Here is a 15,807-nt window from a genome sequence, read left to right as displayed (position 1 = left end):
TATGGCGTGATTAGCTGTTCTTTTTTGGGGCAGGGTTATCTTTGGGCTGCAAAATCAGCACATAACTGCTGTTTAGAAAATCAGCGGCGGGATTGACACGAATGTCGGCAAAATTATCGGTGCGAGTGGTGTCAATGTCCGAGACTTTCCCCACTTTATAGCCCGCAGGGAAACGCTCACCAAGCCCTGACGAGATAAGCTCATCGCCCACTTTAACATCGGCAGTCTTAAAGATATAATCTAGGCTCAGACTGTCAGGCTTACCCCCACCCGAGACCATCGCACGTTGTCCTGTGCGTGCCACCACGACCGCCACCGACTGCTGTTCATCGGTGATGAGTAGTAGGCGAGATGTATTTGGGTAGACGTTTAGCACCTGTCCGATGATGCCATGCTCATCGATGACCGTCTGCCCGATTTGCACGCCATCATTGGTGCCTTTGTTAAGCACCACCACTTGTTTTAGGGGGTTAGAATCCGTGCCGATAATGCGTGCCAGCAGTAGATGATGTTCGCTGGATTGCGTGGTGCTGAGTACGCCTTTTAGACGGGCGTTTTGGGCGAGTAGATAATCTTGGGTTTGGAGCTTGGCACGGGCTTGGAGTAGCTCGGTTTGCAAACGGATATTCTCACGACGCAAGGCTTCTTTGGTGTGGACGGCATGGCTGGCATATTCCATGGCATAAGACGGCCCTAGGGACGCTTGATAAATGGGTTGCATGGATGCATGGCTTAGGCGACGAATGCCATCAAACCATTGGGGGTTTTTGCTGTCAAGCAACATAAAAATCAAGGCAAACACCAAAAACGCAACCGTCATGCGTGCAAATACAGGTTTTTGTGAAAATATACTTGGGAGCATTGCCAGACCTTTTTTATGTAGGACGTGTTGAATATTGGTATTTACAATGAAAAATGAGAAAAATCGCACGTTTTTCAAGGAAAGAACTTGAGGCTGATAGTCATTCTATCGGACAAGTTTTTGACTTCGAGCCACAAGATTTAGCCATTTTTCATGCAAAAATTGGTTGAAATTGTCAAATTTTGCCATATCTATAAGAATGTTATCAATGTTCAACACGTCCTACTTATGAACAAATAACTTCACAAGCCCAAAACACAAAAAGCGGTGCGTGAACACCGCTCATGATTTCGTGGATTTAGACAAAAATCATCGAGAGCGACTTATCATGGATAAAGTCAAGTGCCTTACCACCGCCACGAGACACGCAGGTCAAGGGGTCTTCGGCGACAAACACAGGCAATCCTGTCTCTTTGGAGATGAGCTTATCTAGGTTACGCAGTAACGCCCCACCCCCTGTCAGCACCACGCCATGCTCGGCGATGTCCGATGACAACTCTGGCGGGGTCTGCTCCAAGGCAAGTTTGACCGCATCAACAATGCCTGATACAGGCTCGGCAAGTGCTTCTTGGATTTCTTTGGAATTGACGGTAAAAGTCTTTGGCACACCTTCTGCCATCGAGCGTCCACGCACTTCAACTTCTAGGTTTTCTTTTTCATCAAAGACAGCCGTACCCACTTCTTTTTTGATACGCTCAGCGGTCGTCTCACCGATAAAACAGCCGTGCGTCTTTTTGACGTGATTGATGATGGCTTCATCAAATTTATCACCGCCGATGGTAATAGAATCTGCATACACACAGCCCGACAAGGCAATCACCGCAATCTCAGTCGTACCACCGCCGATGTCCACTACCATTGAACCACTGGCTTCATGCACAGGCAGACCCGCTCCAATCGCTGCCGCCATCGGCTCTTCTAAGATATGCACGCTGTTCGCTCCTGCCGAACGCACCGCCTCTTCAATGGCACGTCGCTCTACCAGCGTGGATTTGCATGGCACACACACAACCACATTCGGGTCAGCCAAGAATTTTTTGACTTTTACTTTTTTGATGAAATGCTTTAACATCTGCTGGGTAACTTCAAAGTCAGCAATCACACCATCTTTTAGGGGGCGAATGGCAGTGATGTTATCAGGGGTACGCCCAAGCATCTGCTTGGCATCGATACCTACCGCCGCCACCGTTGGGTTTTGGGTACGGTTAGAACGCAGTGCCACCACCGTTGGCTCATCAAGCACAATGCCCTTACCAGGGGCATAAATCAAGGTGTTGGCAGTACCTAGGTCAATGGCAATGTTGGTCGATAAAAATCCCAGCAGGTTCATAACGCATGATTCCAAAAAATAAGAGTGGCAAGGCATCACTCATCTTAATCCATGAGTGAAAATATGATTAAAAATTAGCCAAATGCCAAATAGTTAAAAAATTGTGGTAAATTATACCGATTTATGACAAAAAAATCATGAGGATTTATGAAAAATTTTGCCTAATTTGCAAGAAATTTTTACAAAATGGGTTAAATTTGCCGATTTTTAACCAAAGTTACTAAATTTTACCAAAAATTAAGATAAACGTAAGAGTATAACTGAGTAAATTTTAATTTTTTGAAATCATTAACTTTATGGTAAAATTAGCCAGTCTATTCGCTTTTATCAAGCATTAACATTTTAACTGTTATTTTAGGAAAATTTATGACAATCACCGCCCAAGATGTGCAAAATTGTGCCAACCTATCTCGTCTTGCCATTGACGACACCACCGCCCAAAGCTACGCTAGCGGTCTTGACAAAATCCTTGCCATGATGAATGTCTTGTCTGATGTCAATACCGATGACATCAAGCCCCTTGCCAACATTCACGAAGCCTGTACCGAGTTGCGTGCCGATGTCGCCAACCCTAATATTGACCGAGACGGCTTTCAGACGGTCGCCCCTGCGGTACAAGATGGCTTATACCTTGTGCCACAGGTGATTGAATAATATCAATAATTTAAACAATTCCCCATTATCAGCTTTAATATTATTGTTGGTTTATGAAGGGCGAATGTGATTCGCCCCTACAATTTAGTTAAGATTAAAGCACTCAATATTAAAACGACACACAAAAAAGGCATTTTATGACAGACCTACACCACCTATCCGTCCATGAATTAGCAGACGGCTTAAAAAACAAACAATTTAGCAGTCAAGAACTGGTCAAACATTTTGCCAGTCGCATTGACAGCCTAGACGGGCAAATCAACAGCTTTATTACCAAAGATTTTGACAACGCCCTAAAACAAGCCGAACTTGCCGACAAACTGCGTGCCGAAGGCGACACTCGCCCCCTGCTTGGCGTGCCAATGGCTCACAAAGACAACCTATGCACCAAAGGCGTGCTAACCTCGGCAGGCTCAAAAATCCTATCCAATTTCGTCTCGCCTTATGACGCAACTGTGGTGGAAAACATCGCCAACGCTGGATTTGTCAGCCTAGGTAAGCTCAACATGGACGAATTTGCCATGGGTTCGGACAACGAAAGCTCATACTTTGGGGCGGTACACAACCCTTGGGATACCGCTCGTGTGCCAGGGGGGTCGTCTGGTGGGTCAGCGGCGGCGGTGGCAAGCGGTTTTGTGCCTGTGGCGACAGGCTCAGATACGGGCGGTTCTATTCGCCAACCTGCGTCATTTTGTGGCATTACAGGCATTAAGCCCACTTATGGACGTGTATCTCGCTATGGCATGATTGCTTATGCGTCAAGCCTTGACCAAGCAGGCACTTTTGGCAAATCCGCCCTAGACTGTGCCTACCTGCTCGCTCCCATGACAGGACACGACCCCAAAGACGCAACGTCTATCAACCGCCCCACCGAAGATTATGTGGCGGACATTTTGGCGACCAAGACAGACGGCAAACCCCTAGCAGGCAAAAAAATCGGTGTAGCAAAGGCGTATTTTGGGGCAGGTCTTGATAGTGAAGTAGAAAAATCCATTCGCACCGCCCTAGCCAAATATGAAGAGCTGGGAGCAGAGATTGTAGAAGTGGACATCACCGACCCTGCCGTAACGCTTGCCACTTATTATCTGCTTGCCCCTGCCGAAGCCAGCTCAAACCTGTCTCGCTATGACGGCGTGCGTTTTGGCTATCGCTGTGAAAACCCCAAAGATTTGCATGACCTATACACCCGTTCACGCTCCGAAGGTTTTGGGGCGGAAGTGCAACGCCGTATCATCATGGGAACGTATGCCCTATCGGCAGGGTATTTTGACGCTTATTATACCAAAGCCCAAAAGGTTCGCCGTCTTATTGTGGACGACTTTAAAAAGGCGTTTGAAAAATGCGACATCATCGCAAGCCCCACCGCCCCAACGGTTGCCTATAAATTGGGCGAAAGCCTTGACCCTGCCAGCATTTATCTGCTTGACGTATATACCATTGGTGTAAACTTGGCAGGTCTGCCCGCCCTATCGCACCCTGTGGGACAAGCGAACGGCTTGCCTGTGGGCTTGCAACTTATTGGCAAGCATTGGGCGGAAAGTGAACTATTAAAAACCGCTCATATTTATCAGGCGAATACCGAGTTTCATAAGGATACGCCGAATTTGGACTAAGATGAGATTGCCGTATCAATCACTGGGTAAATCGTAGGGTGCCGTTCCACGCACCTTTTAATAAAGGGTATGTTGGTGCGTCATACGCACCCTGCCACCAATCCACGATTTACCCGACAATTTCATTAAAGTATGGATTGATAGTATCACACCACCAAAATATTAAGGACAACCCATGACTGTGATTATTTGCCGTACCGAACAAAAACACGCAGAAGGCGTACAAAAGCTCTATACCAATCAAAGCGTATATAGTCAAACTTTGCACTTACCCAGTCAATCGGTAGACAATTGGAAAAAGTGGCTTGGCAATATCCCAGAACACGCTCATTCATTTGTGGCGGTTGTTTGTGATAATGACACAGAACACGTTGTTGGCAATATCGCCCTACGCACCGAAACCAACCCCAGAAGACGGCATATTGGCAACTTTGTGATTGCCGTGAGCGAAAGTCATCAAGGGCAAGGCGTGGGCAGTCAGCTTATGCAGACGATTTTGGATTTGGCGGATAATTGGCTAAATTTGGAGCGAGTGGAATTGACCGTTTATACCGACAACGAAAAAGCCATTGCCCTTTATCAAAAATTTGGGTTTGTCATTGAAGGCGAGCATCAAAAATTTGCATTTAGACATGGCAAATTTGTCAATGCTTATACCATGGCGAGAATTAAGGAGTAATCATGCAAACTGTTACTTTACAATTTGATGATGTTTATTATCAAGAGTTAATTAACCAAGTCGGTAAGGATAATTTGGCGGAGTTTTTTCAAAAAATTTCTGAGCCTTATTTATGGTTAAAGCAAAAATCAAACTCATCTGATGAAGAACTTAGCCAAGCACATCAACAAATTTTATCCGAACGTTTGGCAAATGATAAAAAATATAAGTAGCAAAACATCTTTTTAAAAACTGGTGAAAAATATGTGGATATACGGTGTTTTTGTGTACGGGATATTTATTCTACCTGTATTGCTGTTTTTACTGATATTTTTTTGCTATTTATTTTTGTTATATTTAAGAGATAATCACCAAATAAAACTACATGAAATATCAAAACATCGTACAAAATCTTGTTTTGCCATTTCTTTGGTTTTATTTATCATATTAACTTATTTTGCCAAGATAAATCTCTTTGGTCTAATATACGCTTTTATCTTATTAAACAGCATATCCTTATTGGTATTGTTTATACTGCTGTTTATTTTTGGTAAAAATGAAAGCTTTGCCAATATCGCAAAAGCATGTTTATATTATTCCATGATGTTTTTAATTTTTTGTATTTGTTGCTTTTTTATACATATTTTTTCTAATATTTTTAAATAAAAAAGCAACTGATTTAATAAACCAATTTAAACCCAAGGAAAACCCTATGACCCAACAAGCCCCCCTAATTGACGGCTATGAAGTCGTGATTGGTATTGAAATCCATTGCCAATTAAACACCGACAGTAAAATCTTTTCAAACGCCCCCACCGCCTTTGGGCAAGAGCCAAACACCCAAGCCACCATTGTGGATTTGGGCTTTCCAGGGGCGTTGCCTGTACTCAATGAAGGCGTGATTGAACGTGCCTTAAAATTTGGCATGGGTGTCAATGCCGAGCTTGGCACATACAACACCTTTGACCGCAAAAACTACTTCTACCCCGACCTGCCCAAAGGCTATCAAATCACGCAAATGGCAAACCCCATTGTCGGACGTGGCTACATTGACATCCTTGTAAACGCAGGGCAAAAAGACGAATACACCAAACGTATCGGTATCACACGAGCCCACCTAGAAGAAGACGCTGGCAAATCGGTGCATGACGCTGTGCCACAGATGACGGGCGTGGATTTGAACCGTGCTGGTACGCCACTCATCGAAATCGTCTCCGAGCCTGATATGCGTTCGGTGGGCGAAGCGGTCGCCTATGTCAAGACCATTCATGAGCTGGTTACTTGGCTTGGTATCTCAGACGCGATTATGGCAGAAGGTAGCTTCCGTGCGGACATCAACGTGTCGGTACATAAGCCAAACACGCCTTTTGGTACTCGCTGTGAACTCAAAAACCTAAACTCGTTCCGCTTTATTGAGCGAGCCATTAAATCCGAAATTGAACGCCAAATTGACGTCATCGAAGACGGCGGTAAAGTCGTGCAAGCCACACGCCTATACGACCCCGAAAAAGACGAAACCCGTGCCATGCGCACCAAAGAAGAAGCCAACGATTACCGCTACTTCCCAGACCCCGACCTGTTGCCTGTTGTCATCTCTGATGAGACGCTTGCCAAAGTGCGTGCCGATATGCCAGAGCTACCGAGCGTGCGTAAAGAGCGATTTGCCAGTGAGTTTGGCTTGACCGCTTATGATGCCAACGTGCTAAATGGTAGCCGTGAGCTGTCGGATTATTTCTTGCAAGTGGTAGAAATCATTGGCAAAAATAACGCCAAAATTGGGGCAAACTGGGTCATGGGCGAGCTGTCAGGTTCACTCAATAAAAACGAGCTAACCATTGATAAATCGCCGATCTCTGCTGAACGCTTGGCAGGGTTGATTGCTCGCATTTTGGATAATACCATTAGCGGAAAAATCGCCAAAGAAGTGTTTGGCTATCTGTGGGAGTCCGACAAATCTGCCGATGAGATTATCGATGAAAAAGGGCTAAAACAAGAGACCGACACAGGGGCGATTGAAGCGATTATTAAAGAAGTCCTTGCTAACAATCAAACCATGGTGGACGAATATAAAGGCGGAAAAGAAAAAGCCTTTAATGGACTGGTCGGTCAGGTAATGAAAGCCAGTAAAGGAAAAGCCAATCCAGCACAAGTTAATGAATTGTTGAAGAAGTTGATTGGTTAAAGTTAGGTAAACTTTTATAAATGCCTTATCTTAAAATAAGGCATTTATTTCTATTAAATTTTGGATAAACAATGGCAAAGAAAGAAAAATCTACCGATTTTTGGGTATATGATTTATTAAAAAATGCTGATATTGCAGATAATTTTGACGCACAGGGGAGTTCTATTTTGGAAATAGATACCGCCCTAAAAAGTGCATCAAAAGCCAAAACAGGCAAAGTAGGCATGCCTGAATTTGTCGGTGTGATTAAAGATTTTTTGATTGTCATTGAAGATAAAAAAGAGGTTGCCCTTCATCAAAAACACAATGAACAAAATCTCATTTGCCAAGAAACAGACAGCATAAAAAATTATGCCGTCAATGGTGCAATACATTATGGCATTCATCTAAGCCAGCACACAACTTATAAAAAGATTATTGCCATTGGTGTCTCTGGCGATGAAAAACGCCATCACATCACGCCCATTTTTATTAACGAGCGTGGCGAATATAAAGAATTAAACAATATTGAAACCTTTATTTCTTTTAATGAAAACAATATTGACGAATATTATATTAAAGAAATCCTAAAAGAACAAACACCCCAAGAAAAAACCACCGCAGAAATTCTTAAAAACGCCAAAGACCTGCACGAAGATTTGCGTAATTATGGGAGCATTCAAGACAAAGACAAGCCATTACTTGTCTCTGGGATTTTATTGGCTTTACGAGAAATGGAATACAAAAACTTCTCCATTGATGATTTGATTGGCGATGATATAACAACCGATGGCGAAAAAATTTATACCGCCATTGAAAATCATTTAAAAAGAGTCAAAGTATCGCCAGAAGTCAAAAAAGACAAATTGCTTAATCAATTTTCGGTCATCAAAGATACCAAAATCATCAATGAAATTAATGACAACTTAAAGAAAACACCCCTAAAACATTATACCGAATTTTTATACAGACACATCTACCAAAATATCAAATACACCCAATCCGCCGAAGATTATTTGGGGCGGTTTTATGGCGAGTTTATGTCGTATTCTGGCGGTGATGGGCAAACGCTGGGTATTGTTTTGACCCCAAAACACATTACCGAGATTTTTTGCGAACTTGTTAATTTATCGCCCGATGATTGTATTCTTGACCCTTGCTGTGGTACGGCTGGATTTTTGATTGCAGGTATGCATTATATGCTCCAAAAAGCGACCAGCGATAAACAGAAAAATAACATTCGTAAAAATCAACTGCACGGCATTGAATTGCAACCTTATATGTTTACCATTGCCACCACCAATATGATTTTGCGTGGCGATGGCAAAAGCAATTTAGACCAAGAAGATTTTTTAAAACAAAATCCCGCCAAATTACAATTAAAAAGCTGTAATATTGGTATGATGAATCCGCCTTATTCACAAGGCTCAAAACAAAATCCCAATCTTTATGAAATTGCCTTTACCGAGCATTTATTAAACAGCTTAACACCTGATGGCAAGGCGGTTGTTATTGTTCCGCAGTCATCAATGACAGGCAAAACCAAAGAAGAACAAGCCATCAAAGCCAATATCCTAAAACATCATACCTTAGAAGGCGTGATTACTTTAAATAAAAATACTTTTTATGGTGTCGGCACAAATCCGTGTATTGCCGTATTTACCGCAGGCGTACCGCACGATAAAGAAAAACTGGTCAAATTTATTAACTTTGAAGATGATGGTTTTGAAGTCCAAAAGCACAAAGGCTTGATAGAAACCGAATCCGCCAAAGATAAAAAAGAACATCTGCTTAATGTCTGGCGTGATGAAATTACCGCCCCAACCAAATTTTGTGTCGAGACCACCATTGAAGCCGATGATGAATGGCTACACTCTTTTTATTATTTTAATGATGAGATTCCCAGTGAAGCCGATTTTGAAAAAACGGTGGCGGATTATTTGACTTTTGAAGTGAATATGATTACGCACGGGCGTGGGTATTTGTTTGGTATTGGGGAGAATAATGATGAGTAAATTAACATTAAATGATAAAAACTGGAAAACATTCAATATATCTGACATATTTGATATTAAAGATGGTTATTATAATAAAAAACCACCTATGTCGGAAAAAGGAAAAATTCCTTTTCTTGGTGCCACTCAATACAATAATGGCATTACTGGGTTTTGTGATATTAAAGATATAGAAAATTATAACAAGACTGGGGAATTAAACTCCAAAGATAAAAACAAAAGAGTTTTTAAAGGAAATTGCCTAGCTATAACCAACAACGGTTCAGTAGGGCATATATATTTTCAACCTACAGAATTTACTTGTAGTCACGACATTAGTCCAATCTATTTAAAAAATAGAGCTCTAACACCCCAACTTGCTAAATTTCTTATCCCCTTACTTAGAAAAAGTGGAGAAAGTTTTGAATATGCCAAAAAGTGGCGACCAAAAAGAATAAAAAAATCTAAGATGATATTACCCATTGACAATCAAGGAAATCCCGATTGGCAATTTATGGAAGATTATATTAAACAGATTGAACAAAATCAGAAATCTGATTTAATAAACTATTATTCCAATAAATTATTAGAAATTGTTAGCGATACAAATCATCAAGATATTCAATGGAGCTATTTTGAAATCGGTGAACTTTTTGAATTTATCAATAAGCCATCAAAGGGCTTAAATCATCTACAACTATCCGAAAAAGGTACAAACTATGTCGGTGCAACCAACCGAAATAACGGCGTTCTTGAATATGTTGAAAATAATGAAAAATTAACTTATGATGGAAATGCCATTGTTTTTATTAGAAATGGCGAAGGTGCAATGGGTTATTCTGTTTATAAAAAAGAACCATTTATTGCCACGCAAGATGTTTCTGTTGGTTATAATCCAAATTTGACAGAATATAGCGGATTATTTATTACCACCATTGCTGATAAAATTCGTGGAAAATATAATTTTGGTTATAAACGAAACCAATCAAGACTTAACAAAGAAAAGTTAAGATTACCCATAGATAAAAATGGCAACCCAAATTGGCGATTTATGGAAGATTTTATTAAAAATATTGAAAAAGATAAAATAGAAACTTTACTTTCTTATCTCAATCAATACAATGCCTTAGCCGAGCCGAGCCGAGCCGAGCCGAGCCGAGCCGAGCCGAGCCGAGCCGAGCCGAGCCGAGCCGAGCCGAGCCGAGCCGAAATAGTATGGGCAAGATTTAAATTAAGTCAAATATTTTTTATTAAATCTGGTGTGCGTTTAACCAAATCTGATATGATAACAGGCGATATGCCATTTATCGGAGCGACTGAATTTAATAATGGTATTACCGAATTTGTGAGTAATACCAACGCCAGTCTTGATAAAAATATTTTGGGCGTTAATTATAATGGGAGTGTGGTAGAAAATTTTTATCACCCTTATGACTGTATCTTTTCTGATGATGTCAAAAGACTGGAATTAAAAAATAAAGATTATGCCAATAAATGGGTATATTTATTTTTAAAAACCGCTATTTTGCAACAAAAAGAAAAATATCAATACGGTTATAAATTTAATGCCCAACGAATGAGTAAACAAACCATTATGCTACCCACCGATGATAACGGTGAGCCAAATTGGGCGTATATGGAAAATATGATGAAAGCAGTTGAGATGAAAAAGATTTTGCAAATTTTACAGCACTATGAACACTAAAATGCCCACCATCAAAACCCTACTCCACTCCGCCGATAGCCTACTCATCACCGCAGGAGCAGGCATGGGCGTGGATTCTGGCTTGCCTGATTTTCGGGGCAATACTGGTATGTGGCAAGCCTATCCCGAGCTTGGCAGACGACAGATGGACTTTACCGCCATCGCCAACCCCCAAGCCTTCGCCCAAAATCCACGCCTTGCTTGGGGATTTTATGGACACCGTTTGGCACTGTACAAAGCCACCACGCCCCACGCAGGCTTTGGCAAGTTATTGGCACTTGCTGACCGCCTTGATTTGCCTTATTTTATCTTTACCAGCAATGTGGACGGGCAATTTGTCAAGGCAGGGTTTGACGCTGACAAAGTTTATGAATGCCACGGCTCTATTCATCATTTGCAATGTGTCATACCCTGCTCTGATAAAATTTGGACGGCGGACGACTTAACGCCTGTGATTGACAATGACAAATGCGAGTGGCTTGGGGAGCTACCCACTTGCCCTGATTGTGGCGGGTTGGCTCGTCCTAATATCTTGATGTTTGGCGATTTTGCTTGGCGATCTCATCGCACGGACGAGCAAGAAACCCGCCTGCACAAGTTTTTGACAACCCACCAAAACCCTGTCGTCATCGAGATTGGGGCAGGGACAGCGATACCGACGGTTAGACGCTTTGGCGATGACTTTGCCCCACGTCTGATTCGCATTAACCTGCGAGAACCTGCCACACCCCAAGGCGGGATTGGGCTTGGCATGACGGGCATACATGGGGTAGATGAGATTTGGCGGGCGTTGTGTGAGTGATTGATACAATAGACAATGACTTATGGGTAATAATGATAACAAAGGCGTTTCTACACACCTTTGTTATTCATGGCTTGCCTTACTTGCCTTTATCAAAAACGCTTTTCGTCCGTACCACCTTCAAAGATTTGAAACGCCGAGTTTGCTCCTGTACTGACCTGTTTGCCTTCAATGGTTGCTGTGGCGGTAAAGTCAATGCCCCCGCCTGCATTTTCGCCTGTGGCTAGATTTGGCAGAGTAAATGAACGTACCACGACTTTTTTGTCATTGACAGGTACATCTGATTTGGTGAGTTTTTCGCCACGGGGCTTGAATGCTTGACCTTCGGCAAGGGGTTTGGTCGGGTCGTCATAGATAATGTCCAAATCAAGCAGTACCGCCTTATCCAACGCCACTTTACCGCCCACCACAGGAATGCCGATACGGGCTTTTGAACCACGATGAATCATGCGGCTATCAATGACCTTGCCGTCTTTTAGGGTGCGACCCTCTACTGCCAGCGATGACGCACGGTTCATCACCATGATACGATAGCCTGCCACAGGGGTGTCCGCCTTACCGTCAAAAATATCGTCCACGAGCAAGGGCTGACCGTCCGCCCCCACCAAAATGCGTGCAGACGTTTCGCTAACAGGGAAAGATACGCCGTCAATGGTCATGTGGCGTTCGTTTTTGTAGTTGGTGTTGGTGGTGGCAAGGGCGGTGGCGGTAGGCTTGGTTTGGGCTTGTGCGGTGTGATGACAAGCGGTCATACCAAACATGGCAAGGCTTAGGGCGGAGATTGCGATAAGTTTTTTCATGATAATTCCTTATAAAAATGAAAGGGCGAAATTGCCCAAAATGAGCAATTCCACCGCACACTATATCCTAAAAAGTAATAATTATCAATCAATATTTAGCATGATTATCAATTCAAGTTAGGCTAGCCCACTCTTTTTATTTTAAATCATCTAACTCTGGAAAAGATTGATACACTTCCTCCAAAACAGTCATTTGGATTTCACCAATCAAGATACCAATGTTACGCTTTAACCGCTCTTGCACTTCTGGCGAGCATTCGGCAAATTGTTCGGTATACAAAATGGACATCAAATGCTCCACACAATGAAGTGCGTGCTGTTTTATCTCAATAGCAAATTCTTTATTCATGGTGTACCCATACATTCACGATAACATTATTTTGTACCTTTAAAAGCACAAACGCATTATGCAGTAACACACTTGTGCGTTACTTGCTTTGGCAGTGGCGATAAAATGAGCTAGATTACACCCCCATTCTCAACTTTATATAAGTGATTAACTTATCAAGGGCAAATGTGATTCGCCCCTACAACCCGAAAAATAGTTATCAAATAATCTGCAAGTTGTTATTTTAAGTTGAAAATGAAATGTGTTTTTTTGATTTATATTCTAATCTCTCCATGCCCAAACACCACCCATTTTTGGGAAGTCAGTCCATGTAGCCCCACAGGCCCCCGAGCGTGGATTTTGTCCGTGGAGATACCAATCTCCGCCCCCAGTCCATACTCAAACCCGTCCGCAAAACGGCTGGACGCATTGACCATGACCGAGCTTGAATCCACTTCACGGATAAAACGCTGACTGTTCTCATAACTATTTGTGATAATCACGTCCGTATGGTGCGAGCCGTAGTGGTTGATGTGGGCGATGGCGTGGTCTAGGTCGTCCACGACTTTGACCGCCAGCATGGGAGCAAGGTATTCGGTGTACCAGTCGTCATCAGTGGCAGGCTCTGTATTTACGCCAGTATTTGCCAAAATCTCTTTGGATTTATCGCACACCCGAAACGTCATGGCATTATCCACGTCATGCATGGCTTGGGCAATCTGTGGCAAGGCGGTATCGGCAATGTCCGCATGAACAAGTAAGGTTTCCATGACGTTACACGGCGAGTAGCGAGACGTTTTGGCATTGACGCACACCTTGACCGCCATGTCCATGTCTGCCAGACTGTCCACATAAGTATGGCAGTTGCCGTCTAGGTGCTTGATGACTGGCACACGGGCGTTGTTGGCGATACGCTCTATCAGTCCACGCCCACCCCGTGGAACAATCACGTCCACCACGCCCACCATAGCGATGAGCTTATCCACCGCATTACGGTCGGTCGTGGTCAGCACTTGCACCGAGTCGGTTGGTAGCCCTGCCTGCTCCAAACCTGTATGCACGGCATGGGCTAGGGCTTGGTTGGAGTGGAAGGCTTCTGAACCGCCACGCAGAATAATGGCGTTGCCTGATTTGATGGCAAGGCTCCCTGCTTCTATGGTTACGTTGGGACGGCTTTCATAAATCATACCAATCACGCCAAGCGGTACTCGCATTTTGCCAAGCTGTATGCCACTGGGGCGGTAGGTCATCTGACTCATCTCGCCAATGGGGTCGGCAAGGGCTATCACGTCATCAAGCGAGCTTAATATGCCATTAAACACCTTATCACTGATGATAAGACGGTCAAGCAAGGCACTATCTAGTCCTTTATCCTTGCCGTTTTGTACGTCTATCTCATTGGCGGATAAAATCTCATCTTTTTGGGCGATAAGAGCCGATTTGATACAAGCTAGGGCATGATTTTTGGTCTTGGTGTTGGCTCGGGCAAGCGTGGCGGACGCAGTTTTGGCACGCACGCCCACGTCATTCATGTAGGTGCTAAGGTCGGTCATGATAATCCTTAATGTGAGTGATGGGCTTATATTAAAGGCATTTTTTATAAAAAGCAACTTTTATCAAAACAGCAGTAAAAACAGCTTTGTCTCGCTAATACGCCATAACTTTTAAAAAGATGGTCTTTTAAAAACCATCTTTTTAAAACCATTTTTTAACATCATACTTTTTAAGCCATGATTTTTAAAAACAAACACACACAAAAATGACGACCCAAAGCCGTCATTTTAAGGTTTTAGAAATGTATTTGTTTGTGGTTTATTTTACCTTGGCACGGTATTTAACCACGCTCGTACCACCAAGACCGATGTCTTCTAGCGTCCATCTTAGGGCTTTATAATCCGACAGGGGTAACTCTTGGACTTGTCCGCCAATGTTGGCACGGATGGGCGAGCGGACAAAGCGACTGCCATCAATGGTCGCATGGGGAAATCTAGGATGAATACCGCCAACCAACTCCAAACCATCGGCAATGCTTAGGGTAACGTCCATCGAACGCACTCGCTCCGAGCTGTTGTTGGTGAATAGGCCTTGATATTCTAAGATGTCGCCTGATTTGACGGGCGTACCGGCATTAATGGGGGTTAGTGTTTCTTGACCGTTGATGTTTTGCACGATGAACGCATTCACCACGCTTTGAATCCCTGCTGATGAGCCTTGGCGTTGGGGAGCTTGGGTTTGAGCAGAGGCTTGTTGGACTGGGTTTTGAATGCCAGTTGCATAAGCTGTCGAAGCAGTCGCAGGCGTGGCAGGACTGGCAGGGATATTGGGTGCAGGGAATGTCACAGGGGCTTGCAAGGGGCTAACCGCCATCGGAATCACGGCAGGGGCAGGGTTTTGACCCAATGGGTTATAAATGGGGGTGCTTTGCGGGGCGACCGTGACCACCCTGCCTGCTGTTGGGGTGTTTAGCGTTGGGGCATTCGGATTGGCTTGGGGGTTGGCAGTATAGCTAATCTCGCCCCCTGCATTTGTCTGATTTAGGGCGGGGGTCTCGGTCGGGGTGGGTAGCATGGCATGAGCCGACATGGCAACTGACAAAGCAGTCAAGGACAACACAGCAACACCGCCACGCAACATTTGGATAGTCATAAGCATTCCTTCATCACAATAAATGACACAAATAATAAACGTTGCTCATGATAACACGAAAAGCTGTTACATGCGTTAAGCGTGCGTTTATTTATGGTAACTTTTGCCATGATTTGGCATATCACACATCACTTGTTTTTGTTTTTATGGCATGGCAAAAACAGCAAAAGGCAAAGATAAAAAATGAGCGATAATAATTTGACAGTTTTGATGTGATTTTATGGTAAAATTTGCCAAACACATCACAACAGCAC

14 protein-coding genes are annotated in these 15,807 nt (G+C 43.3%); 8 read left to right on the top strand and 6 right to left on the bottom strand.

From position 1 onward, the window contains the following. Positions 1 to 10: 10 nt before the first annotated feature. Both mreC and DX073_RS12555 read right to left on the bottom strand, forming a co-directional pair. Positions 11 to 862: a rod shape-determining protein MreC gene (gene mreC / locus DX073_RS12560; protein ID WP_115008393.1), complete on the bottom strand. Its 852-nt coding sequence runs from the start codon at positions 860 to 862 to the stop codon at positions 11 to 13. A 298-nt stretch (positions 863 to 1,160) separates the two neighbouring features. Continuing rightward, a complete protein-coding gene (locus DX073_RS12555) occupies positions 1,161 to 2,192 on the bottom strand; it encodes a rod shape-determining protein (RefSeq protein ID WP_078274397.1) in 1,032 nt (343 codons plus the stop codon). A 366-nt stretch (positions 2,193 to 2,558) separates the two neighbouring features. Here DX073_RS12555 and gatC point away from each other — a divergent pair, with 366 nt between their 5' ends. The 8 genes from gatC (at position 2,559) to DX073_RS12510 (ending at position 11,779) form a co-directional block, all read left to right on the top strand. Next, positions 2,559 to 2,846: an Asp-tRNA(Asn)/Glu-tRNA(Gln) amidotransferase subunit GatC gene (gatC, locus tag DX073_RS12550; RefSeq protein WP_115008392.1), complete on the top strand. Its 288-nt coding sequence runs from the start codon at positions 2,559 to 2,561 to the stop codon at positions 2,844 to 2,846. A 137-nt stretch (positions 2,847 to 2,983) separates the two neighbouring features. After that, positions 2,984 to 4,459 (top strand): Asp-tRNA(Asn)/Glu-tRNA(Gln) amidotransferase subunit GatA, encoded by a 1,476-nt coding sequence (gene gatA, locus DX073_RS12545; RefSeq protein ID WP_115008391.1) that lies wholly within the window; start codon positions 2,984 to 2,986, stop codon positions 4,457 to 4,459. Between the two features lie 175 nt (positions 4,460 to 4,634). Further along, a complete protein-coding gene (locus DX073_RS12540; protein WP_115008390.1) occupies positions 4,635 to 5,138 on the top strand; it encodes a GNAT family N-acetyltransferase in 504 nt (167 codons plus the stop codon). A 2-nt stretch (positions 5,139 to 5,140) separates the two neighbouring features. Next, positions 5,141 to 5,350, top strand: coding sequence for a hypothetical protein (locus tag DX073_RS12535; RefSeq protein WP_115008389.1), 210 nt, complete (start codon positions 5,141 to 5,143; stop codon positions 5,348 to 5,350). Positions 5,351 to 5,829: 479 nt separating this feature from the next. Further along, positions 5,830 to 7,299: an Asp-tRNA(Asn)/Glu-tRNA(Gln) amidotransferase subunit GatB gene (gatB, locus tag DX073_RS12525; protein ID WP_115008387.1), complete on the top strand. Its 1,470-nt coding sequence runs from the start codon at positions 5,830 to 5,832 to the stop codon at positions 7,297 to 7,299. A 71-nt stretch (positions 7,300 to 7,370) separates the two neighbouring features. Then, on the top strand, positions 7,371 to 9,293 hold the full coding sequence (locus DX073_RS12520; protein ID WP_115008386.1) for an HsdM family class I SAM-dependent methyltransferase: 1,923 nt from the start codon (positions 7,371 to 7,373) through the stop codon (positions 9,291 to 9,293). Further along, on the top strand, positions 9,286 to 10,977 hold the full coding sequence (locus tag DX073_RS12515) for a restriction endonuclease subunit S (RefSeq protein WP_181814458.1): 1,692 nt from the start codon (positions 9,286 to 9,288) through the stop codon (positions 10,975 to 10,977). The genes DX073_RS12520 and DX073_RS12515 overlap by 8 nt, the downstream gene beginning before the upstream one ends. A gap of 1 nt (position 10,978) precedes the next feature. After that, positions 10,979 to 11,779 carry an SIR2 family NAD-dependent protein deacylase gene (locus DX073_RS12510; RefSeq protein ID WP_258556960.1) on the top strand — a complete coding sequence of 267 codons (801 nt, stop codon included), beginning with the start codon at positions 10,979 to 10,981 and terminating at the stop codon, positions 11,777 to 11,779. A 92-nt stretch (positions 11,780 to 11,871) separates the two neighbouring features. On the opposite strand, the gene DX073_RS12505 is transcribed toward DX073_RS12510, so the two are convergent. The 4 genes from DX073_RS12505 to DX073_RS14800 all read right to left on the bottom strand — a co-directional run bounded on the left by DX073_RS12505 (position 11,872) and on the right by DX073_RS14800 (position 15,553). Then, positions 11,872 to 12,579 carry a hypothetical protein gene (locus DX073_RS12505; RefSeq protein ID WP_115008383.1) on the bottom strand — a complete coding sequence of 236 codons (708 nt, stop codon included), beginning with the start codon at positions 12,577 to 12,579 and terminating at the stop codon, positions 11,872 to 11,874. A gap of 136 nt (positions 12,580 to 12,715) precedes the next feature. Then, complete coding sequence (locus tag DX073_RS12500) at positions 12,716 to 12,928, bottom strand: hypothetical protein (protein ID WP_115008382.1); 213 nt, start codon at positions 12,926 to 12,928, stop codon at positions 12,716 to 12,718. Between the two features lie 254 nt (positions 12,929 to 13,182). Continuing rightward, positions 13,183 to 14,460: a glutamate-5-semialdehyde dehydrogenase gene (locus DX073_RS12495; RefSeq protein WP_115008381.1), complete on the bottom strand. Its 1,278-nt coding sequence runs from the start codon at positions 14,458 to 14,460 to the stop codon at positions 13,183 to 13,185. Positions 14,461 to 14,719: 259 nt separating this feature from the next. Beyond that, positions 14,720 to 15,553 carry a hypothetical protein gene (locus DX073_RS14800; protein WP_258556959.1) on the bottom strand — a complete coding sequence of 278 codons (834 nt, stop codon included), beginning with the start codon at positions 15,551 to 15,553 and terminating at the stop codon, positions 14,720 to 14,722. Positions 15,554 to 15,807: the final 254 nt, after the last annotated feature.

The sequence above is a fragment of the Moraxella lacunata genome (genome assembly GCF_900453205.1).
GTDB lineage: Bacteria > Pseudomonadota > Gammaproteobacteria > Pseudomonadales > Moraxellaceae > Moraxella > Moraxella lacunata_B.
The sequence above is the reverse complement of the archived record's forward strand: the minus strand, read 5'-3'. Positions and strand labels throughout refer to the sequence as shown.

Coding starts and splice junctions, on each gene's coding strand:
- DX073_RS12495 (WP_115008381.1), bottom strand. CDS start 14,460: ATGACCGACCTTAGCACCTACATGAATGACGTGGGCGTGCGTGCCAAA.
- DX073_RS12510 (WP_258556960.1), top strand. CDS start 10,979: ATGCCCACCATCAAAACCCTACTCCACTCCGCCGATAGCCTACTCATC.
- DX073_RS12500 (WP_115008382.1), bottom strand. CDS start 12,928: ATGAATAAAGAATTTGCTATTGAGATAAAACAGCACGCACTTCATTGT.
- DX073_RS12505 (WP_115008383.1), bottom strand. CDS start 12,579: ATGAAAAAACTTATCGCAATCTCCGCCCTAAGCCTTGCCATGTTTGGT.
- DX073_RS12520 (WP_115008386.1), top strand. CDS start 7,371: ATGGCAAAGAAAGAAAAATCTACCGATTTTTGGGTATATGATTTATTA.
- DX073_RS14800 (WP_258556959.1), bottom strand. CDS start 15,553: ATGACTATCCAAATGTTGCGTGGCGGTGTTGCTGTGTTGTCCTTGACT.
- gatC (WP_115008392.1), top strand. CDS start 2,559: ATGACAATCACCGCCCAAGATGTGCAAAATTGTGCCAACCTATCTCGT.
- gatB (WP_115008387.1), top strand. CDS start 5,830: ATGACCCAACAAGCCCCCCTAATTGACGGCTATGAAGTCGTGATTGGT.
- DX073_RS12515 (WP_181814458.1), top strand. CDS start 9,286: ATGAGTAAATTAACATTAAATGATAAAAACTGGAAAACATTCAATATA.
- DX073_RS12540 (WP_115008390.1), top strand. CDS start 4,635: ATGACTGTGATTATTTGCCGTACCGAACAAAAACACGCAGAAGGCGTA.
- DX073_RS12555 (WP_078274397.1), bottom strand. CDS start 2,192: ATGAACCTGCTGGGATTTTTATCGACCAACATTGCCATTGACCTAGGT.
- gatA (WP_115008391.1), top strand. CDS start 2,984: ATGACAGACCTACACCACCTATCCGTCCATGAATTAGCAGACGGCTTA.
- DX073_RS12535 (WP_115008389.1), top strand. CDS start 5,141: ATGCAAACTGTTACTTTACAATTTGATGATGTTTATTATCAAGAGTTA.
- mreC (WP_115008393.1), bottom strand. CDS start 862: ATGCTCCCAAGTATATTTTCACAAAAACCTGTATTTGCACGCATGACG.